This window comes from Paraglaciecola marina, assembly GCF_004360155.1.
Lineage (GTDB): Bacteria > Pseudomonadota > Gammaproteobacteria > Enterobacterales > Alteromonadaceae > Paraglaciecola > Paraglaciecola marina.
In genome coordinates, this window is sequence record NZ_SAIS01000013.1 from 1 (window position 1) to 22,028 (window position 22,028).

The following is a 22,028-nucleotide window of genomic DNA, read 5'->3' on the forward strand; positions in this document are numbered from 1 at the left end:
AATGCTTGGCCAGCACATGCCCCCATCATCAATGAAAAACCCACTGAACTAAGCATTATGGGCAACATAAAACCAGCTGGATGGTGCCATGACAAAAACACTAGCATTAACAGTCCAGATACAATGAGCACTAACATACCAAAACCAATAGTTATTCGTGGCCCCCATTTGATTAACGCTTTTGGCGCTAACACACTGGCAGCTACATTTAACACTGCATTTAAACTAAACCAAAACACAAAGCCTTCTCTGTCTAGCCCAAGGTGTACCATCAACCAGCCCGGTGCAGCCGTGACATAAGCAATAATCACTGCCATGGCTAGCATCACAACTACGGCGTTAAATAAAAAAACAGGATGTTTTACAATATCTGCATAGGCATTTATGTTGATTAGCTTTGTTTCAGTTGCCGGTTTTTTAAGCTGAGTTTCAGTTAGGGAAAACACAATAATCAGCCCTGCAAAAACGGCGTACCCAGTCATAAATTCAAAATTGCTGCGCCAGCCAAAATATTCAGTTAGTAGGTTACCTAAAAGTGGGGCGAGTGCCGGAATGCAGCAAATAGCGCCATTTAGGTAGCTATACATCACACCACTTTGGACGGCATCGTAACGATCCCGAACACACGCAAAGGCCGCCACTACAATGGCACAAGCCCCAAACCCCTGTAGTAAACGAGAAATGAGTACCAACTCAATACTGGATGCGATGACAATGAGCGCTGACGATAGGCCATAAACAATTACACCTGCCAAAGCTACTGGTTTTCGGCCGTATTTGTCAGCTAATGGGCCAGTTACTAGTTGCCCAAGCCCCAAACTCAGTAAAAAAATGGTAACGCTCCAACTCATGGTAACTAATGACACTGAAAGTTCTTGCGCCATAATCGGCAGCGCTGGTAAAAATATATCAATCGCTAAGGGACTGAATAACACCATTAATATCAATAGGGGTAATAAGCTTGTGCGTGTCATTCATTGCTCCGAAAATTGGACTGCTCTGAAGATTAGGCAGCCACTATAGACAGCGCAAGTATAAGACATTAGCATTATGAGTAAAAATGAATTGTTGTGATTGAAACTATTCTATAATGGAATGCATTTGTGATAAATATTGATTTAAAGCTATTACATGTTCTAAACACCTTGTTTGAAGAACACAGTGTGACTTCTGCGGCTAGGCGTTTACATTTGAGTCAGTCAGCTGTTAGTAAGCATCTAGCGCGACTGCGAGATATATTTGAAGATCCATTATTTGAGCGTACAGGCCAAGGTTTAAAACCGACGCCCCGTGCCATCGAATTATTACCTCAATTGCGACAACTGTTATCCCAATTTGATCAACTTACAAGGCCCAAAGCCTTTGAGCCTGAAGTGAGCGATCGTAGCTTTCGCATCGATTTGTTGAATACAGCATATTCTTTGACCTTCCCGCATTTTATGCCCAACTTATTGTCTACAGCCCCAAATGTAAGATTACTTACGCAAACATGGGAGCCCCAAAGCCTCGATAAATTACTTAAGTGTGAGATAGATTTAGGCATTGCTTGTCGCGAATTGGACCAACGCTCGCCACTGCATATGCGCTTCATCCCTGATGACTTAAATCAGACCACATTAATACGCGAACACTCTTTATGTTTAGTACGAGAGGACCACCCAGCACTACACAAAACTTGGGACTTAGAGAGTTTTTTACAATACAGGCATATCCAAGTCATTATGGGCGGGTTAGATCAATGGTTGTTAGATGATGTGTTGACAGAGCAGAACATATATCGTGGTATTGCGATAGAAATGCCTGATTTCTACTGCGCAATGAGCCTATGTGAGCAAAGTGATTTAATGTTATGCGCCCCTGCTAGGCATGCCAACCAAATGGCGTCGCATTTTAAGCTACGCACCTTACCCATACCTATCGACTTTGAATCCGGGGCTTATGTATTACTATGGCATAAACATTTTGAACAAGATTCAGGGCATAAATGGTTGCGTGATTTAATCATTAATAACGTTAACGAAGTTGAGAATTGAGCGAAGCCAATTAATGGCCGCCGCTAGATGAGCTGACGGGCTAAAGCTTGACCTAGAGCTTCTGTAGGTTTCTTTTTTCTGTGGGCAAAGCCCATAAGCCAACAAAGCGGTTACACAATTGCAAACTCTCGTTCTAACTCACTGACCCCTAGCCCACTCTTCTTGGTCACCCGTAACTGAGTTGGAATGCGCTCTTTCATGGCTTCGATATGGCTAATCACGCCAATCATCTTGCCAGAGGCGTTAAGGTTATCTAGGGCATCTAACGCAATATCTAAGGTCTCAGCATCTAAAGTGCCAAACCCTTCATCTAAAAACAGCGAGTCGATACTAGTTTTATGGCTCACTAAGTCAGACAAAGCCAGGGCCAACGCTAAGCTCACTAAAAAACTCTCGCCCCCCGATAAGGTTTTGGTGTCGCGCTCTACATCACCTTGCCATGTATCGAGTACCGTAAGCGCCAAACCTTGCTCTTCTTTGCGTTTAAGTAAGTAACGGCCGTGTATTCTGTCTAGCTGTTTGTTGGCTAAGTACACTAGGTTATCTAGGGTTAGTCCCTGAGCAAAGCGGCGAAATTTATCACCATTGGCCGAGCCAATTAAGCCGTGCAAGTAGCTCAATTGGTCGTACTCTTGTTGTTGCTCGGCGATTTGATCTAACAAGGTTTGTTGTCGCGCGGTTTCGTTTTCATCTTTTTGCAGTTGGCTGCTAATGCCACCTTTGCGCTCAACTAAGGCGTCTTTTTCAGTTTGTAGTTGCGCTAGTAAGAGTTGCACTTGTTGCGGCTGTGTTTGCTGCCAAGTACTTGCTTGGGGTTCATTATTGAGGGCATTGAGCTCGATTTTTGATTGTTCTAATAAGGTATTGGCCTTTTGCAATTGGCTGTCTAGGCTTTGCTTTTTAGTGAGTAAACCACTGCGTTGTTGCTCAGGTAATAGTGCATCTTCAAATTCACTTTGGCTCGTAAATGGGCTGTTAGTCAGTAACTCATGCCACGTATCAGCTAGCTCTTTACGTAACTGCTGCAACTCAGTTTGCTGTTGTAATTTAACTTTTATGGCGGCTAATAGGTCGCCATGTTGTCGCTCTATTTGCTTATGAGAATCAAGCGCAACTTGATAAGACTGCTCGGCTTGAGTTAATCGCCCATTGACGTTTTCTCTAGCATTAAATACAGATTGTTCACCAAATAGTTGGTGTCGCTGTTGGTTGGCATTAGCTAACTCTTCTTTAAGGCGAACTTCTTCTGCTTGCATCGAACTTAATTGCTTACCCAGCTCAATCAAAGCTCGCTCAAATCCAGACAATTCAGCACTTTTAGCTACAAATTTATTATTTATCAGTTCATTTTGACGACTTTTATCTTGGTACACTTTTACATCAGACACTTTAACTTGTAGCCATTGTGCAAGTTCTTGCTCCGCTGGCAATGTGTAATTTAAAGCCTCAATGCTGCTCATTAATCTAGTTTGAGCCTGTTCTACGAGTGTATTTAATTTATTTAAATCTGTAGCGGTTTGTTGCCGATTTTGCTCAAGGGTTTGTTGACTTTGCTCAAGCAATTTTTGCTCACTATTGAGTTTATCTGCTTCTCTTTCGCTATGGCTAAGTGATTCTTTGCAGCTAAGTAATGCTTTATCAGCTTGTTTCAGGTTATTGATCTGAGTTGATAGCTTATCGAGCTGATTTTTGAGGTTTTGCTCGAAGCTTTGCAAACCTACTTGGTCACTAATGGCAAGGTCGCATTGCAGGGCCTGCTGGCATTGTTGCCAATGCGTATTGAGTTGCGCTTCTTGGGTGTCGTGTTCAGATAGTTGCTTTTGTAATTGCTGAATATTGAGGTGTAACAAGTCTAGTTTTTCACGTACCCCTTTGCCCTCAGTTTCTAATTGACTAAGCAGAGCTTCGGCCTGTTTTTTTCTGGTAACCGTTTCAGGAATATCCAGCTGCATGTCAGCGGCCTTAGGGTGCGCCAAGGCACCACATAAAGGGCAAGGCTCGCCGCCTTTTAAGTGTCTTCTGTACTCGGCTAACTGCTCTTCTTGATTCACTAATAGCGTTAGGTCTTTACAGTGCTGAACTTGCTCTTGGTATGTTTGAAGTAACGAGGTGCGCTCGCTACCTAGCGAGTCTGCATTAGCTTGACTCGATAATAGCTTTTGCTGGTCGTCACGTTTAGCAGTTATTAGCTGTTGTGCCCGGCGCTGTATATCTTGAGCTTTAAGCAACTCAGGCCACACATTATTAAGCTGTATTTGTTGTTGCTCAGCTTCTGCCGCACTTAAGCTTTGGCTTAATGCTTGATACTCAGCTTGTTTAGCAGCAAAGGCCGCTTGTTGCTGAGTTACCCCTTCATTAAGGGTTTGCCATTTTTGGTTAATTAGCTTCTGGGCTTGGCTGTTCTCGCTAACCTGCTGTTCTAAGGTAACAGTTTGCTGTTGTAGCCTATGTGCGCTTTGTTGGTCTCGATTAATTTGTTCAAGGGCCGTAGTCCAGCCACTGAGATATTCAGCCACTTGGCTATCAGCTGCATGTTTATTTAAGTAATCTTGTACTTGGGTCTGCTGCTCGGTTAATTCGGCTAAGTCTTTACTTAGCCTCTCTTTATTACCTTCCGACACATGTTGTTGCTGCTGTGTCTCTGTAATGTGTAGCTGCTGTTTATTTAGGTTTTCTTGAAGGTTAGTAATTTGATTATCTAACGGTATCACTTGCTCGGTGATGAGCTTTTCTTGGGCAAGCTGATTATTCTTAGCCGTTTGCAAAGCGAGCGTCGCAGCTGCGAGTATTTCGCTTGCCGCTGATAACTGTTTTTGCAGACTTAACTCTGTTTTTTGATGCTCATTTACCTGTTCTTCGGTATTTTGGCACTGGCTTGTGATCTCAACTAGGCGCTGCCAATTAGGGCGTAGTCGTTCTGCTGGTTCACTTTTTTGCAATAAAGCCAAGTCATCTTGGGCATCTGCAATTGCCTGCTTCGCTTGTAAACAAAGGGTGGTTGCATTGTCATGACCTTTTTGAGCGCTTTGCTGTTTGTCCCACCATTTAATATGATTTTCATGAATGTTAACTTGCTTTTCGACACTTTTTTGTTTGCTTTGCAATTCAGCAAGCTCGTTTTGCAATCCGAGTTTTTGCTCAGCGCTGAGTAAGGCGAAGGTATTGGCTCCCGCTTGTAATTCTTTTAAATGTTGTTTGGCTTGGCTGTAATGTTCGTGCACCTGAATAGAGATTTTACCGTATATCTCGGTACCTGTTAGCTCTTCTAAAAGCTCGGCTCGTTGCTTTTCGTCGGCATTCAAAAATGCGGCAAAGTCTCCTTGAGATAACATCATAGACTTAGTAAAGCGGCCAAAATCTAACCCTGTGATATTTTCGATTTCTTCACTTTTTTGGCGTATTTGCGTGGCTAAGACCTTACCCGTACTGACTTCGGCTAGCTCTGTATCTGCGGGCTGTAAATTGCCATCTACCTTACCCCGAGAGCGGCGCATACTCCAAAACGCACGATAAGCCTTACCTTTTACTTCAAACTCCACCTCAGCCAAACATTCGGCTGTACCACGGGTCATGATCTCATTGGCTGAATTAGTAATTTGCCCAAGCCTTGGGGTTTGGTGATACAAGGCTAAACAAATGGCGTCAAGCAAGGTAGTTTTACCTGCTCCAGTGGGGCCGGTAATGGCAAACAGTCCATTATCAATAAAAGGGGACTGGGTAAAATCTACCTTCCACTCGCCCTTTAATGAGTTTAAATTTTTAAGACGTATGCTTAAAATTCTCATTGCTCACTCCCTTGCACTTGTACCTCTGAGAGTATTTGGTTAAACCTTAGACGTACCTTATTTAGGGTGGCTTGCTCGTGTTCTGTTTCGAAGGTTTCCATGGTTAAACGTTTTTCAAACACCTCTTCAGGGGCTAATTCGGCTAGGGTTTCGTTGCTCGCTTGATTCAAGAGTTGACGGCGCTGATTACGAGAACGGCGCAGTTGCAGCACCTCAACATTTAAGTCTGCAGTTAACCCTTGAACGCGCTCTTGCAGGTCAGACAAATAATCTTGGCTGTCTACCTCAAGGCACAACCAACAAGTTAGCGAAGTTGCATTTGATTGCTCAAAAGCTTGCAACCTAGCAGTAATAGCAGCCAAGTCACCTTTAATGACTTCCATAGGTTGAAAATTAGGAACCTCTACTGGCTGTAACTGGCTGACTGTCGCTCCAGAAAATTCCACCAGCATCACTTGTTTGGGCTTACCCAGCTCATCAAAGCTCAATGGTATTGGCGAGCCGCAATAACGAATATGTTCAGACTTAGCCACTATTTGTGGTTTATGAATATGCCCCAGTGCAATGTAATCTGCCGGCGGAAAGCCATCTGCAGCAAAGCCGTCGAGTGTGCCTATGTATATATCTCGCACACTTTCTGATTGCGTTACCCCTAATGCAGTTAAATGACCAGTGGCGATAATAGGTATATCTCGCCCTGTCTGCAGCTTTTGAGCTAAGGCTAATTGATAGAGCTCTTGATAGTGCTGCTTAATGGCTTCGCCCAAGGCTTGGCGTTTTTGTAGGCCGGTTTCACCTGCCGTGCTTTGCAACACATCTCGGGCGCGAATAAAGGGGACAGCACATAAAATAGCCCCAGGTTGGCCTTGTTTATCGGGAATGCTAAACACTTGTTCACTGGCTGCGACCCCAGTACTTGCGACCACAAAGGTATTTAAGCAGGCTAATATTTGTTTAGATTCGTTTAGGGTAGATACCGAATCATGATTCCCCCCCAGCACCACTAACACGCAATTGAGTTTTTGCATGTCGACCACAAATTGGTTGTACATTTCTCGAGCATAGCTAGGAGGGGTGCCAGTATCAAAAATATCACCGGCTATGATGACGGCATCGATATGCTCTGTTGCAACTAGCTGCAATAACCATTCAATAAATTTTTGATGTTCGTCTTTACGGCTTTTGGTGAAGAAGCTTTGTCCTAGATGCCAGTCAGAGGTGTGCAGTATCTTCATTTTGAGCCTTGTTTGATAAAAAATGGTACGAGTACGAGAAAAAGTAATAGGGGTTATTGTATCGCAAAATCTGTGGTCACCGTGCTTACCCTTTATAAAATCCCATGGTTTTTTATTCTCCCACCAAGCAAGATTACTTGATAAGCGATTACTTGATAAACTAAACACCGACTTTTCATCAGTACCCGCCATGCTAAGGTTCACATTATGATTTACTGCTTGTTATCTATTCCTCTTTTAATACTGTTCTATTGGTTTTATCGAGATAAGCGCACACTTCAAAAACAGCAGCAAAGACGCGCTGAACTGCGAGCCCAGCCATTTTCTGCGGCCTATTCACAGATATTAGAAGCTGATTTCCCCCTTTACAGCCGCTTACCTGATGAACTACAGCAGACATTAAAACAACATATTCAGATATTTTTAGACGAAAAAGAGATAGTGGGCCGTGATGGCTTTGTCATAACCGACCAAGTCAGAGTATTGATTGCAGCCCAGGCTTGTGTGCTTATCTTAAAACGACCCGGCAACTACTACCCTGGATTTCAAAGTATTTTGGTTTATCCAGATACCTACCAAGCAGACAGCACCCGCACCGACGGTATGTTACACATTACAGATACCAGCACACGCGCTGGCGAATCGTGGCACAGAGGGCCAATCGTTTTAGCATGGAGTCATGTAATACAAGGTGCTAGGGACAGCCGCGATGGCCGTAACGTGGTGATGCATGAATTTGCCCACAAATTAGATGAAGAAAATGCTGCAATGGATGGGCTACCTATGCTGCCAACTGCAGCCCAATATAAAGCCTGGTCAGAGGTATTAAATGCAGAATTCAAAGTACAGCAACAAAAATGGGCTGAAGGTGTAGATGATGTGATTGATACCTATGGGGCAACGTCACCGGCGGAGTTTTTTGCTGTAGTCACAGAGACATTTTTTGAAAAACCTCACCCCTTAGAAAACCACCACCCAAAACTCTATGAACAATTTAAACAGTGTTATTTAGTAGACCCCAAACAGTGGTCTAAAAACAGAGTAGATTAGAGGAATAACTCTGTGGGAGTATTTTGATAAGCTCAAAAACACTCCCAGCAGACAGTAAGATTAATTAACTGAGTCTAGTTAACAGCCACAGATAACGGCTCGCTATTTTGGCTTTTCATAACGTCGATTACTGCTTGTATGCCTTGTTGGCGGATCATAGGTGCAAATTCACTTTGCTTACTAGATAACAAGCTAATGCCCTCAGCTACCAGGTCATAGGTTTTCCACTCTTGGGTTTTCTTATTTTTACGTAGTTTAAAGTTAATATGAATGTCTGGGCGTTCAGCTTCTCTAATGATCGCTTTCACAGTTATACTTTTAGCTTCTTCCGAATTTCTAGTGGGTTCAAATATTAATTCTTGGCCACCATAACTTGCTAAAGCTACCGCAAAGTTAGAGATTAAGTACTGTCTAAACTCTTCAACAAACTCAGGGATTTGCTCTTTAGGGACCGCTCTAAAGTGTTTACCCAATACCTTAAATGCAGCGAATTTGTAATCAATATGAGGCATTAACTCTTCTTCAATTATAGTGCGCAAATGATCTGGGTTAGACCCAATAGTTTGCTGCTCTGTTTCAATGCGCTCAAAGGTAGTGTTAGTGACTTTTTCTAACAATAGCTGTGGGTTATTTTGCTCAGCATAACTTGCATTGGCAACAAGTGTTGTCACAAGAAAGAGCGTAACTGAGCTCACATTCTTTATGATTTTAGACAAGGGTGTGTTCATGTGTGTGCGCTCCTTTGAGCTTAAAATTAATAATTAAAATAAAACGAATACAATCATGCTTAACTAGGTATTAAAGGCGCCTAGCATACGAAACATTTAAAAAATCCAAACCTGGGTTATGGTCGTTTAAACCACCATTTGAGTAATGCATATAGCGCACAGCTACCGAGCTTTTGAGTTCCTCACCAAACTCCATAATAACCCCTAGCCTGTCTTCAAACTGGTAATGTGACCCAACATTCTTACCCGCAAAGCGAGTGTCTGTTATCAATGAAACTCCAATTCCAAACTCCCATTTAAGGGGGTATTTGCCATATAAAGTATCAAATTGCTTTGAGAACACAGGGGACAGCGCTACGGCATAATTTGTTTCATGTTGATTTTGATCGCCAAATTCCCAGAAATTCAGGCTCATTTCCCAATACACATCTAAATCACCTAACCACTCAAATTTTGCTAAATTTGTATAATAGGGACGATACGCCAACCGGATACCTGTTAATTCTTGCTCTCCATGAAGATAGTCAATCGCTACCCCCTGTTCGCTTGCAAATGAATGCTGACTTGTAAGTATGGTGAAAACAGCCAACCATATAGCTACACCAAAACGTTTACCAACCCTCACCCTCTTAATCCTCATTGTTTGTCATTTCTCGAGTGTGAATTATGAAGACTTAAAAAACATAAAAATAATTATATATTTATATGTGACACATTTTATTTTGTGATGTATTGTATGCAAACAATTTTTACTAGTGAGTAACCCATGCGGCCACAAGAATTAAACCTATTAATGGTTTTCGACGCCATAATGACCGAGCGTTCGATCACCCGAGCCGCTAACCGCTTGGCGATGACTCAGCCAGCGGTATCTAATGCAGTAAGTAGAATGCGCGCTGCATGGAAAGATGAGTTATTTGTAAAAGATGGTCGAAATATTCAGCCCACTTTACATGCCCAGAATTTATGGAATCAAGTTCGAGATCCTCTTTCATCCCTAACCGAAGCGGTCGACCCTAAGGCATTTGACCCAGCTACGGCAAAACGTACCTTCCGAGTAGCGGTAACCGATATAGTCGTAGACATGGTGTGGGCAGAGTTACGTGAGGTCATAGAGAAAGAAGCCCCAGGGGTAAATCTTCATGCGGTGCCCTACACAATAGTGAATACCGAGCAAATTTTGGAAGATGCAGAAGTCGATATGGTGATAGGCACTTCAGGGGTTATTTCGAATACCTTTAGAGCCGAATATTTATTCTCCCCTCTATTTATTTGTGTAATGAATCATGACCACCCTTTAGCGAAAGCCAATCTCAATATAGAAGAATTTGCTGCAGCCGATCATCTTCTAGTGTCTCTATCCGGAGATATTACAGGTTACACAGACCAAGTTTTACTGCAACACGGTTTATCTAGGCGTATAGCGGTCACTGTTAATCACTTTTCGTCGGTGGCATGTTTGATAAAACATAGCGACTTGATTTGTGTGGTACCTATTTCAGCTGTGGCAGAAGAAATTATTAATGGAGACATTGCTGCAACCAAACCGCCATTAGATTTAATGCCGCAACAAGTCTCTAGCATTTGGCATAAACGGCAAGACAGAGACCAAGGCTTAATTTGGTTACGTGAGCATTTCAAAAGAATCATCAGCAAAAACGTAGAGCTAGAAACAGCCCAAGTGATGGATAGTTTATGTAAAGGCAACTCACCTATGTGTAATAAGGGGCAAGAATCCCACTAAACTTCACCTATATCTGAATCCATGGCTTCAATATTAATAATATTGGAGCGATTAAGCGTGATTTTGAACCGTTGCACTTGTTGTTCATCTTCTTTGTCGGTATGCATTAACACCATATTTATTTGGTATCTACGCTCTACCGCTTGTTTAGATATTTTACTGCCTTCAAGTGAGTACAAACGCCCCTCACCTTTTCTTAAAAAGCGAATAAATGGCGTTAAATTAAAATTAATACGTTGTTGAATGGCTTCATAGCCTGGCAAAAAGCTTTTAGCGCTCACCCTAGTGTCACTTCTAAAATGTAGCAATTGTGCAGCTTGTTTGTTTTGTTGGCGACGGGTTTGAAACAAGCTGTCTACTCGAATGGGCAAGTCTTTATTACGAATGTATTCTAACCAAATGGTTTGCGTCGCTACCCGTGACTTAGTGGCTGTGTGGCTGAAAATGATGCGCCATTTGGGTAAGCCTTTTTGGATCCAGCGCCATAATATACGGGTAATGTCGTCTTTAAAAATTTCCCGTAAGCCATATACCACACCTAACATCCCCACTAAAGCTATGGTGACCTCAGTGAAACTCGTGCGGGCGTTTAAGACTAACATCATAACAAAGGCCATTATTACCGCAGTAACCGTACCCCGCACCATACGGTTTAAGTTAGTATTTAAGTTTCTGAAATCTTTGTTAAACACCACACCATATTCAATTAATCTTTGTAGCAAACGCATTTTATTGGTAATGCGATTGGGATCACTTAAGGTAATTTCTGAGTTGTAGTTATTCTTGGCTCTGTATTCATTCTCGCGGCGGCAGAAGGCCAACAAAAAGTTTCGCTCGCTAGAGAAATCGCTACTTTTAGGCGCCCTTGATATCAACTTTAAAAAGGACTGCTCCACTTGCCAACTCAAGTAATTATCAGCATTTTCAAAATACGCTTTAAACTTTTTATCCGGTGGCGTGTAGCGTCGTAGTTTTTTAAGCAACCCAGAAATTTGTTCAGCTATTTCTATGGCTTGAGGATAGAATTTTTTTGGCGTCTTAAGCTTAAGGGTTTGTTTTATATCGATATCTAAGGCGATGCGAATTTGATAAGAAAACAAGTTTAGATTTAATCGATAGTCGCTTTGTTCACCTTTCTTTTGACTGATAAAACGGCTTCGTACTAGAGGTAAATGTAGCTGATCAGAATAATAAGCACTTTGACTTTGAATACTACTGTGAAAATAGTGTTCTTCAGTGAGGGTTTTGGAGCTTATACCCATTTCTTCAGGCAAAGAAAAATACACATCTAGCCTTTGATGATCACTAGGTAGCAAAGGAAAACTAATGTTAATGGAAAGATTCTCATCTTGTGTAAGCTTAATTTTATCCACTAATATTTATTCCACCTTGCCAATGCACTATCAAACACTACCAAAGTAATTATGCCTGAGTTTTTAATTTTTACCCAGTCTCAAAAGCTACCTACACCCTTTAATATACATCACACCTCAAAGTTAGTTTAGGTGTGATCATCTGGTTTATAGCGCATATCGTTGCAACTCATTTAATTCTTGAGCAGCCCGCCATGCTTGATTGCCACAACCTCTTAACAGCACTTTAGTCAGGGGCTTATCAACATTATTTGGGGAAAGTTGCTTAAATAAATAGATTGCCAACACAGCAAATAGCACTGAGCATACTAGTTGTGAGATTAACCAATTGGTATCGCCATGCTGAACTATGTCTACGCCAAAAAACAACTCAAAACCCACCACTATATAAGCAAAGTAAAAAGGTAGAATCAGTAAAGACGCCCTTAAATAATAAAGTACAGACAAACCTATTTTATTAAGTTGCCGCTGCACGTCTATTACAGGTTTAGAATAATCTAACGTCAACTGCATAAACAAATGCCTTATACCACCCATTGTTATTAAGCATGACCAAATTAAAATGGCGGCGCCCGCTAGTAGCATATTAATGTTGCTCATATTGCTCACAATAAAGTGCAACATAAAACTACTCATTAAAATCCCCACAATGACTGTGAAGGTATTGACCATCAAAAAGTTGCCCATTGTTTTTTCAGCCTTGAGCAGAGCTACCTGCTTCAACGCCTCTGAACTTACCGCAATACTTTGTTCTAGTTTTTCGTTTTGCTGCGCCCATGCTTGGGTCATTCTCTCTATGTTATCCATTATCATCTCCGATAAAAAGTGTGTTTAAACGCTGTTTAATGCGTGAAATTTTTGTACTGACATTACTTGCCGAAATATCTAATACGTCTGCTATTTGGGCATAATCCAAACCATCTAAATGCATGATAAATAGAGCTCTATCGTATTTGTTTAATACCTTTAGTAACCTTTCTACCTCTAGCATTAACTCAGTATTGGCACTATCAACTGGCTCAGTTAACAAACTCATATCCGTTAACTCAATATGTGCTTTTCTTAGGGAGTCTCGCCTCAAAAAAGATATAGCTGTGTTTAAAGCCACGCGATACACCCAAGTACTTAGTTTAAACTTTGGGTCATATTGGGCAAACGAACGCCACAACTGCAATGTGATTTCTTGAATCAAGTCTCGCCTTTCTTCATCACAATAACTGTAGCTTCGGGCTATCTTATAAAGAATACCTTTATGAGTAGCGATCATTGCCTCAAAGGTCAGTGGTTCATTATGTGAGCTCACTTTGCTTTACTCTTTTCCATACCTTGGCTCTCGGTTTCTGTAGTTTGGTTAAAATGTCCATAACACCTTCCAATTTCGGTGTCACTGTAATGATTCGCAGCACCTTTAAAAAAATCACAAGCTATGTGAAATATTTATGATTTATAGTGTAGATAGCCCTATAGTAGCCAATAGCCCTTGTTACTGGTTAGTTTCCTGCTTTCTTTGCAATATGTTAGCGCCCCGTTATAATCCGCGCTTCAACTCTATTTAGTAAAAAGCCTACGTCTTCATTATGCAGTTTGTCATCAGATTACACCCCGAAATCATCATTAAAAGCCGCCAAGTACGTAAGCGATTTACATTTTTACTTGAGGGTAATATTCGCCGTATTTTTAAAAGTAATCATCTATCTGTTGAAGTGCGTGCTTCTTGGGACAAATTTACGTTAATCGTAAACAAAAAGTCCTTAGATAAAGTTGATGAGGTAATTGAACTACTGCAACGTATTCCTGGTATCGATCAAATAATACAGGTTGAAAAAAGCACGTTTACCGATTTAGACGACATATGCCAACAAGTTAAGCAAGCTTGGCAACCTTTACTAGTAAATAAAAGCTTTGTAGTACGAGTAAGACGACGAGGAAAACATGAGTTTTCGTCATTAGAAATTGCACGCTACGTGGGCGGTTACCTTAACCAAAATTGTGACACCAAAGGTGTTGAGCTGAAACACCCCGACCTGACCATAGAGTTTGAAGTAAACGAAAACACCTTGATACAAAGCCACCACCGCATCAAATGTTTAGGTGGAATGCCCCTACCTACCCAAGAAAGTGTGTTATCACTTATATCTGGTGGTTATGACTCAGGTGTGGCCTCTTATCAAATGATACGCCGTGGCGCCCGAACTCATTTTTGCTTTTTTAACCTAGGTGGCCGTGAACACGAAATTGGCGTAAAGCAGGTTAGTTACTACTTATGGAAGCGTTACAGTGAATCCCACAGAGTTAAATTTATCTCCGTTGATTTTGAACCTGTGGTGGCAGATATTCTTGAAAACGTAGCCAACAGCCAAATGGGAGTAGTGCTAAAACGTATGATGGTGCGAGCTGCTAGCAAAGTAGCCCACAAAATGAATATTAGCGCCTTAGTCACAGGTGAGAGTTTGGGTCAGGTCTCTAGCCAAACCTTAGTCAACTTGAGCATAATAGATAAAGCAGCAGATGCTTTAGTTCTGCGCCCATTGATCTGCATGGACAAGCTAGAAATCATTGATCAGGCCACTCACATTGGTACTGAAGAGTTCGCAAAAGTGATGCCAGAATACTGCGGCGTAATTTCAAAAAAGCCCACCACTAAGGCAGACCCTCAGCAAGTAGCTCACGAAGAAAGCAAACTCGACTTTGGCATTATCGAGCGTGTAGTGGCAGAAGCCAAAATACAAGATATCTTATCAATTGCTGAAGAAGCCGCACAACAAACCGAATACGTGACTGAAGTTGACGTACTCCCAGGTAACGCCATAGTGCTAGATATACGCACTACCGAAGAACAAGAGCAAACACCTCTAACGCTAGCAAACACCAAAGTACAACACATACCGTTTTTTAAATTGGCATCACAGTTCGCGGCTTTACCTCAAGACCATCAATACTTTTTATACTGCGAGCGGGGCGTAATGAGTCAGTTACAAGCTATGCTGTTAAACGAACAAGGATATAAACAAGTGCAAGTATACAGGCCTTAATTTAGGCCTATAAAATGAATCTAGTTCACAGGCTACATCGCCACTATGGTGTTGCGCCCCATTTCTTTAGCTTTGTATAATCGCAAATCAGCTATAGCAAACAACTCTTTAATCGAACCTTCTTCACTTGGGACTACAGAGGCAACCCCACAACTCATAGTTAGGTGCGCAGCGACAGAAGATTTTTCGTGAGGTATATGTTTTTCACGCAATTTTTGCATAAATTTTTCCAAGTTTTTTACACAACTTTGTACACTGGTATTTGGAAGAATAAAAGCAAACTCCTCTCCACCGATACGAGCACCAATATCAGATGGCCGTTTGAAAATTCCCTTCCATAAAATGGCCACCTCTTTTAGGCACTCGTCTCCTTTACCATGCCCATAAAAATCATTGTAGGCCTTAAAGAAATCTACATCACCAATAACTAGAGTTAACGGAGAAGCGTTCAATTCACACTTTTGCCATTCAGCTGCTAATTCCTGATCATACTTTCGCCTATTAAATAAACATGTCAATCCGTCTTGCATAGACACATCAAGTAACTCTTCTTTCTCTTTCTGTAGCTTTTTATCTCGCTCTTCATATTGATGAAGCTTTTCTAATAAGACTCTACGTGGCATAAAAACAAAATCTTTAATTTGTAATGGTGCTTCTATAAATTGTACGAGTTTATGCTTAAACACAGTGTAAAAAATCAATAAAGGCACGCTATAACACATAGCTAACAGCCACTTACTGTATACATTGCCTACAATTATTTCAGTTAATTGCGGAGATGTACTAAAAGCAATTATTGGGAATAAAAATCCGTCTAAACACATCACAAAGATAAAGGCTAAAGTATAGATAATTGCGATAATGGCAACGTTGGAAACCAGCTTGCTGACTTGAGTAAAAATAACTATTAACACAAAGAGTTCGAATATAATTAGCACTCCTCCAAACAGCAGTATATTAAAGGAAATACTGAATAGTTCTGCCGGTAAATTAAATGTGTTAATGCCAATTTCTGAAGAAACTACCCAATAAATAAAATAAAAAATAACGAAGATAAAAGTATCAATGAGAATAACAAACCTAAGCATGTTTCGTAACGAGTCCACATTACGCTCTATTATGATTAACATTACGGTATTCATCAAAAATGCACCGAAGGCAATATTCCCTCCAGATACCACTAGGTTTTCAGCTAAAGAAAAAGAATAAACACTCCCAGCGAAGCTACCAATAAAGAGCACAACACCGTTAAATACATAAAAGGAGATAAGCCGTGTTTGGGATTTATATGTTGTTAAATAAAGTGGAACGATTGAATACAAAGCTATATTCAATAGAAGTGCAGTAAATTGATCCACATATACCCCGCAGAAAAAGATAGCCAACTAAAAATTATAGCTAGTATTAAAACCACTTTAAATTAGCCTTTAGTTGTAAATCAAGCAGATGACAGCCTACCTATTATTTAAATATTTGAGCGCAATTCTGTTCACTAGATTATACATCTAAGCGGTTGTTAGGTACCCGCACTTAGGCGATTAAATAGAAAAAACTGAAAATAATGCCCCAATATGTGAAATGTGATTTAGCTACATATCCACTATTACACATCAATAACTATCAACCTAGATAACGGCTGCTGCGTTATTCGACCTTCCAACATCTATACAAGGGCAGCTCAAAAGACCAAAGCAGTAGCAGAGTTGGTCGCTAATTTGGTGGCTGATGTGTTTAATTACCATGACTAAATCGTGTAGTGTTAAGTCTAACTTCCCACAATAAGCTCTTTTACCTCGCCAAAAGAGGGTGTTTGCTCACATCCCAATGCCCAATTGAAATAATAACTTTATCGATATGGTCATTACATTCGTAACTCTATATTATTGCTTAAATAATAAGCTATTCAGGGAGTTGAATTTATGACGGGCGACAAGCAAAACACTTTACCTAACGACTCTACACATAACAATAAGTCAAATAGTAATAGCAACAGTTATATTCAATACATGGTTTTACCCATCAAGAGCAACCAAGCTGATAAAGACGTATTTGTCGGTAGAGACAGATTTAAAACCAAGCTCAAACAGTCAATTTCAAATGCGCTTTCAAAAAAGAGTCGTGGTGGTAGCTTCTTGGTGGGTGGATATAGAGGTGTCGGCAAAACCCATTTGGTTAACACTGTTGTGAAAGAACTTATTAAAGGTAAAAAATGGTTTGCCTGCATACGGCTAATGTTTAGAAAATTTTTGTACAAATGTAAGTCTTCACATGATTTAAACAGTGATAGTTTGTACCGCACCTTAGAAATAAATGACCTTCGTTTAGATATAGGCGTAGATTCAGATTTGTCTACTCGAGATATTCTTTGTGACTTAGTAGAAATTATGTACTCACTTAGCCTAAGTTCATATCGAAGAATTAAAGTCTGGTCGCTACTCCTCTCGACTGTCGTGTTTATCGCGCTTACTGGTTTTACACTCTATCAAGACCAAGCTTTTGAATTAAAAAACTTCTTTGCAACTGACCTTTCAGGTTTATTTCAAACTTACAAAGCGAATTTGATTTTCTACCTAACATGCGTTGCCCTAGTATATGTAAGCGCCAAGTTCGTTTATAAAAAACTATGCTCTTGTCATGGGATGATTGAAGAACTAGCCCTTGCGTCTAGATTTAGTAGAGAGTGGGACAATACATCAGGGGCCGCTTTTCCAAGCGGTCTAAGCGCTGTATTCCAGAGCCGACAAAAATTATCACAAGAGCCCATTTCAGCAAGAAGAATTCAACAAAGTCTAATCACCTATATTAACAAACAACGAGAAAAGGGTATTAGCTACATCATTACCTTTGATGAAGTTGATAAAATTAACCCCTCCACCTCAGAAAGCTACACAACTAACAATAAATCTCGAAAACAAAAAGTGGATGAGCTTTTAGGAGGGCTCAAGGCACTGATGAACAATTCCCATTGCGTATTTATCATAGTGGCAGGCAGAGAGATCGTTGATGCTTATTATTCTGAATCAGGATACACAAGCGTGCTATACGAGAGTGTATTTGATGATATTTTCTATATCCCTACCCTACTGACAGATTGGTCTGATGGCCAATCTGATTGCTATTCGTCTATGGTCAGACAATATGTCAACACAGTGATATTTGGTTCTGGCTCAGATAACCTTGATAATCTATTAGAAAACGCACTTACGTCAGGTGATGATTTCAAAGACCTTAATGACAAAGAGCAACAAAAAATCACCCTTGATTACCTCTTTTATTTTGAAATCTTTATTAAGTATTTGACCTTACATTCGTGGGGCAATTTTAAACGCCTCAAACTCATGCTTAACGATCACATTGAATACTATAACGATCATATGGAAACTAGAGTGAATACCCGTGGAATACCTAAAGTTTTCGCACCAATACCAAACCAAAAAGTATTAATTTTTACCCCCTCAGATATATGCCGCATGTTTGTCAGTGCACGATTGTACGCAATGTTTGACGTTAATATAGGCCGCTCAACATCAAAAACCGATGATAAAGCAGCTGTCTCAGGGCTTATCACTATTCTTGATACTTTTCGATTTCATAGTCGAGGGTTTTCACGGGCAATGATAGACCGCACTATTGCGGGAATAGATGTTCACGCTGAGTCATCTCTTTCTTACATTGCCGATGATTACGTGCATTCAACATTTCAATCAATGATCAGGCAAACCTCAAACAATATTTACCCCTATCGCTATTACCTGTCTTCCGATATGGAATTTAGTTACTTTGCAAAAATACTGGGAGCTAAGTCGTCAAGTTTTGAGTTTGCCCTTGACTCTGCCGAACCCGTAAGGGAATTCTATTTACGAGAAGCCCAGCGGCAAGCTCCCGATGGCTCTTTAAATAGCTTTCTAGCAAGTGCCAAACTTCAAGCCATACTGGGCGATATTTTTGTATGCGAACATCGCTACGATTTAGCATCGAGCAGCTATAGCAATACAATCTATTTATTGAAAAAAGTGTTAAGAACTGACAACGAAGAAGCATGGCGAGAAAACGGCGGTATTTCCCTTGAAGCACAATACATGCTGATCCGCAGTTTACTGAAAAAAGGTCGGTTAGAAGAAGAAAGAGAAAATACCACCAAGGCAATCTCCCTTTACCACGAAGCTCAAAAAACAGCGCAAATTATCTTTGAAGTAAGCAGTAATGCAATTGGCTACAAAACAACAAACAAGTACCTAAGCGACGGCTTGCCCAACTTTAATTCAGAAGAAAATACTCATCACTTCGTTAATCAGTCAATCATTGCCAAATTAGCAATAAACTTTGCCAATATTAAATCAGGTAACTTCACCAGAATTGACGATTACCAAAGACACTATTGCGTAGGCGGTGGGGATCAGGGCGGAACTGAGCATCGTCATGTGTTTTTATCGAAATACCTAACTACCGCCTATTTTAGTGGTATGTATACTGAGATAGAAGGTAACGAAAGCCTATCGCGTCTCATTAATAATGTTCTAAAAGGAAGCCTTGATTCATCTGATGTAAGAAGCACGGCTAGTTCAATTCTATATATTTTGGGACAATCTCAGTTTTCTTCTTTAGCCCATAATTTAAAAAAGTTAGCTGGTATGAAAGAGACTCAAAACTTGGCACCTTCTAAGTTTTATCGCCAATGGTTTGTGTTAGTAGAATATATGTTGAAGTTAGAGGGCGAGTTATCGAAGTTTTCTAGTGGGCCCAAAATAGAATTAAGTGATCACGAAAGTCATCCTCTTACATCCGAGGAAGAACACAACATCAATTTACTAGCTAATAGCTTTATAAACATATTTAAAGCCGCAGATAAATCAAAGAAAGCCGGACGTTACGCCGAAGCAGCCCATCAATACACCGCTATTCTACTTAATTGGATTGCGTTGCTAGAAATCATACCTTGGAAGCATTTGGAGCCAAACAATAAAGACTATCAAGCTTTAACGGAAAGATTAAAACCTGGGGCCTTTTCCAGATTAACTTCAAGGTTAAAGAGCAGAACTGACTGGCTGAATGATATCATCGGATGTGCTCAAAATTGTGTGGAAAAAGCAGACAAGTCCTCGAATGTAGCACTGCGACAAGGCGTATTATCTCGATATAAAGCGTTAAATAAAAATAACGATGACAAACTTCATACTGATGACAAACTTCATACTGATGACAAACTTCATACCAATACATTTAGAGCTTATGATGTGCTCGAGTCATTAAGTAAAGATGAAAAATATGAAACACATGAACAATATTCAACTATGGTGTGGTGTCGTTCGAATATTAGTAACTATTTACTGATTTTTGGCATATGGGAAAACTACTGCAGATACTCAATTGGTGGTTGGATTTCATCGACACCAGAGATACCTTTTAACTTCAATATCATTCCCGTACCAATAGGTAACCTACCCAGAGTCCATGCCCTATACCGCTGGTTGAGTGCAAGGTTTGATATGCATAAATTAAGAGAAGAGATGCTTAAGTTGTCAGAACCGTCTGAAACTGAAAAACACACTATATTTGACCTCATTGCAAACATTGTTGAACAATTATCTGAAGCACTAGATGATTACAAAAAAGCCTTTCGAAGTGATGATCCTGATAGCTTCCCATCAAAAACACACATCTATTTCAATCTAGCCGAATTAATCGATTACGTTAACACACAGAGTAAATTAATAAGCTCTACTGGCGAACCCATCGACTTCATTGACGGAGCATTAAAAAAGTTAAAAGATAGAGCGAAAGAGAAAGTAGAGAAATTTACACCCGGAACAAATAATAGCTCCTCTTATGAAGAGGATACCTTACCCACTATGTACCTAGACAAAAAATACGTTGAACTACATCTAAACAAATTTCGCTATGACCTACTTGAAATTGATAATATTCAATCGCTGTCGTACCAACGAAAGTTGCGCCATAAGTACTTTTTGTATGATGACTTCGATGACCCGTTCTACATCGCCGAATGGGCTCATTTACGTATGATGTCGAGTTCCTGCCGTTTATTGACTGTAGACAAAGAACAGCCAACAAACGCATCAGGTGAAGCAGAAGACAGTGCGAGTGAATGATTTGATTTAGTTTTGATATTTAAAAAAGTTAAAGTTTCAAAAAATCTGCACCTACAGGTTTCCAGACAAGACCAAGGCAGTGGCAGTGGCAGAACTGGGCGCTAATTTGGTGGCTCAGCCATTGCTTTTAGTTCTTCGAACTATGATGGCTGCCTTGATAATTATTGTTAATTGATGACACTGAAATCTTCAGTTTCCTAGCTCGCTAAGATTACATAAATTGTCACTAACTTGGCATGCTACTTCATTAAATTTAAGCTTGGTTAAACCTGAAACTATTGGTGCTGAATTGTGTTACTTAGTTGAACGGTTTTCATCATTCAGCAGTGTTAATTGAGCATGTAACTCTTTTGCTCTAATTAACGCTTGTAAGTCGTTCTTATCTGGTGAAACCCAAAAAGACTCTTCCCCCTCTTCAGCAAGGCTAATGAAACGATCTAAAGATGACGAGATTGCCATTTGAGTTAGCTCTGGATTGCCTTGCTCAATTTGACGGTAAAAGATAACGTTATCGGTTAATTTTCCAATGACTGCGTCGTAGCCTAGACCCATCAGCAATTTAAAGCTTACTAAGGCAGCTATGGCCAAACCAAATATAAAACTTATTATTGCAACACTGATTATTTTCATATGTTCCCTCACTCTGACTCTGGCAAAAGTATATTGAAAAATATTCTTAGGCAAGGTTTGAGAATGTTAACTTTAGACAAACTAAGCTAAACACCGAAACTAGGCCCAAAGACACTGTTTGTCTTCCTGACAAATAGGGCTTATGTCATCTACAACAAGTCGGTAACCACACCAAAAATTTCGATACCCCTAGATTAATCGAATACTGAAAATACGATTCTAACGTTTATATCACTCCATAAAGAATAATCACTAAGTTTCTCATTGAGATTATTCATATAAAACCACTTTACATTGCGGGTAATTTA

At 40.3% G+C, this 22,028-nt stretch carries 15 protein-coding genes; 5 read left to right on the forward strand and 10 right to left on the reverse strand.

What is annotated here, in order from left to right:
* A partial coding sequence (locus tag EOK74_RS16840) for a multidrug effflux MFS transporter (RefSeq protein WP_133471281.1) occupies positions 1 to 974 on the reverse strand: 974 nt, incomplete at its 3' end.
* Positions 975 to 1,103: 129 nt separating this feature from the next.
* Between EOK74_RS16840 and EOK74_RS16845 the strand changes: the two genes are divergently transcribed.
* On the forward strand, positions 1,104 to 2,033 hold the full coding sequence (locus tag EOK74_RS16845) for a LysR substrate-binding domain-containing protein (RefSeq protein WP_133471282.1): 930 nt from the start codon (positions 1,104 to 1,106) through the stop codon (positions 2,031 to 2,033).
* 110 nt (positions 2,034 to 2,143) lie between these two features.
* Here EOK74_RS16845 and EOK74_RS16850 read toward each other — a convergent pair whose 3' ends face one another.
* Positions 2,144 to 5,818 (reverse strand): AAA family ATPase, encoded by a 3,675-nt coding sequence (locus EOK74_RS16850; protein ID WP_133471283.1) that lies wholly within the window; start codon positions 5,816 to 5,818, stop codon positions 2,144 to 2,146.
* Entirely contained in the window at positions 5,815 to 7,053 is a 1,239-nt protein-coding gene (gene sbcD, locus EOK74_RS16855; RefSeq protein WP_133471385.1) for an exonuclease subunit SbcD, read from the reverse strand. The genes EOK74_RS16850 and sbcD overlap by 4 nt, the downstream gene beginning before the upstream one ends.
* A gap of 207 nt (positions 7,054 to 7,260) precedes the next feature.
* Between sbcD and EOK74_RS16860 the strand changes: the two genes are divergently transcribed.
* Positions 7,261 to 8,103, forward strand: coding sequence for a M90 family metallopeptidase (locus EOK74_RS16860; protein ID WP_133471284.1), 843 nt, complete (start codon positions 7,261 to 7,263; stop codon positions 8,101 to 8,103).
* A 74-nt stretch (positions 8,104 to 8,177) separates the two neighbouring features.
* Here EOK74_RS16860 and EOK74_RS16865 read toward each other — a convergent pair whose 3' ends face one another.
* Positions 8,178 to 8,831 carry an MlaC/ttg2D family ABC transporter substrate-binding protein gene (locus tag EOK74_RS16865; protein WP_133471285.1) on the reverse strand — a complete coding sequence of 218 codons (654 nt, stop codon included), beginning with the start codon at positions 8,829 to 8,831 and terminating at the stop codon, positions 8,178 to 8,180.
* A gap of 70 nt (positions 8,832 to 8,901) precedes the next feature.
* Positions 8,902 to 9,426, reverse strand: coding sequence for an acyloxyacyl hydrolase (locus EOK74_RS16870; protein WP_239024154.1), 525 nt, complete (start codon positions 9,424 to 9,426; stop codon positions 8,902 to 8,904).
* A gap of 171 nt (positions 9,427 to 9,597) precedes the next feature.
* Here EOK74_RS16870 and EOK74_RS16875 point away from each other — a divergent pair, with 171 nt between their 5' ends.
* Positions 9,598 to 10,575 (forward strand): LysR family transcriptional regulator, encoded by a 978-nt coding sequence (locus tag EOK74_RS16875; protein WP_239024147.1) that lies wholly within the window; start codon positions 9,598 to 9,600, stop codon positions 10,573 to 10,575.
* Here the strand turns inward: EOK74_RS16875 and EOK74_RS16880 are convergent.
* The 3 genes from EOK74_RS16880 to EOK74_RS16890 form a co-directional block, all read right to left on the reverse strand.
* The gene (locus EOK74_RS16880; protein WP_133471287.1) at positions 10,572 to 11,948 is read right to left on the reverse strand and encodes a hypothetical protein; all 1,377 of its coding nucleotides are present in this window, start codon (positions 11,946 to 11,948) and stop codon (positions 10,572 to 10,574) included. The genes EOK74_RS16875 and EOK74_RS16880 overlap by 4 nt on opposite strands.
* A 147-nt stretch (positions 11,949 to 12,095) precedes the next feature.
* Positions 12,096 to 12,755, reverse strand: a complete 660-nt coding sequence (locus EOK74_RS16885; protein ID WP_133471288.1) for a hypothetical protein — start codon at positions 12,753 to 12,755, stop codon at positions 12,096 to 12,098.
* Positions 12,748 to 13,251 carry an RNA polymerase sigma factor gene (locus EOK74_RS16890; protein ID WP_133471289.1) on the reverse strand — a complete coding sequence of 168 codons (504 nt, stop codon included), beginning with the start codon at positions 13,249 to 13,251 and terminating at the stop codon, positions 12,748 to 12,750. The genes EOK74_RS16885 and EOK74_RS16890 overlap by 8 nt, the downstream gene beginning before the upstream one ends.
* A gap of 271 nt (positions 13,252 to 13,522) precedes the next feature.
* Here EOK74_RS16890 and thiI point away from each other — a divergent pair, with 271 nt between their 5' ends.
* A complete protein-coding gene (gene thiI / locus EOK74_RS16895) occupies positions 13,523 to 14,980 on the forward strand; it encodes a tRNA uracil 4-sulfurtransferase ThiI (protein ID WP_205964684.1) in 1,458 nt (485 codons plus the stop codon).
* 32 nt (positions 14,981 to 15,012) lie between these two features.
* Here the strand turns inward: thiI and EOK74_RS16900 are convergent, their stop codons facing one another.
* Positions 15,013 to 16,338 carry a GGDEF domain-containing protein gene (locus EOK74_RS16900; RefSeq protein WP_133471291.1) on the reverse strand — a complete coding sequence of 442 codons (1,326 nt, stop codon included), beginning with the start codon at positions 16,336 to 16,338 and terminating at the stop codon, positions 15,013 to 15,015.
* Positions 16,339 to 16,899: 561 nt separating this feature from the next.
* Between EOK74_RS16900 and EOK74_RS16905 the strand changes: the two genes are divergently transcribed.
* On the forward strand, positions 16,900 to 21,090 hold the full coding sequence (locus tag EOK74_RS16905; protein WP_133471292.1) for an ATP-binding protein: 4,191 nt from the start codon (positions 16,900 to 16,902) through the stop codon (positions 21,088 to 21,090).
* Between the two features lie 294 nt (positions 21,091 to 21,384).
* On the opposite strand, the gene EOK74_RS16910 is transcribed toward EOK74_RS16905, so the two are convergent.
* On the reverse strand, positions 21,385 to 21,720 hold the full coding sequence (locus EOK74_RS16910; RefSeq protein ID WP_133471293.1) for a hypothetical protein: 336 nt from the start codon (positions 21,718 to 21,720) through the stop codon (positions 21,385 to 21,387).
* Between the last annotated feature and the right edge of the window lie 308 nt (positions 21,721 to 22,028).

Coding starts and splice junctions, on each gene's coding strand:
- EOK74_RS16850 (WP_133471283.1), bottom strand. CDS start 5,818: ATGAGAATTTTAAGCATACGTCTTAAAAATTTAAACTCATTAAAGGGC.
- EOK74_RS16875 (WP_239024147.1), top strand. CDS start 9,598: ATGCGGCCACAAGAATTAAACCTATTAATGGTTTTCGACGCCATAATG.
- EOK74_RS16865 (WP_133471285.1), bottom strand. CDS start 8,831: ATGAACACACCCTTGTCTAAAATCATAAAGAATGTGAGCTCAGTTACG.
- EOK74_RS16885 (WP_133471288.1), bottom strand. CDS start 12,755: ATGGATAACATAGAGAGAATGACCCAAGCATGGGCGCAGCAAAACGAA.
- EOK74_RS16910 (WP_133471293.1), bottom strand. CDS start 21,720: ATGAAAATAATCAGTGTTGCAATAATAAGTTTTATATTTGGTTTGGCC.
- EOK74_RS16860 (WP_133471284.1), top strand. CDS start 7,261: ATGATTTACTGCTTGTTATCTATTCCTCTTTTAATACTGTTCTATTGG.
- EOK74_RS16905 (WP_133471292.1), top strand. CDS start 16,900: ATGACGGGCGACAAGCAAAACACTTTACCTAACGACTCTACACATAAC.
- sbcD (WP_133471385.1), bottom strand. CDS start 7,053: ATGAAGATACTGCACACCTCTGACTGGCATCTAGGACAAAGCTTCTTC.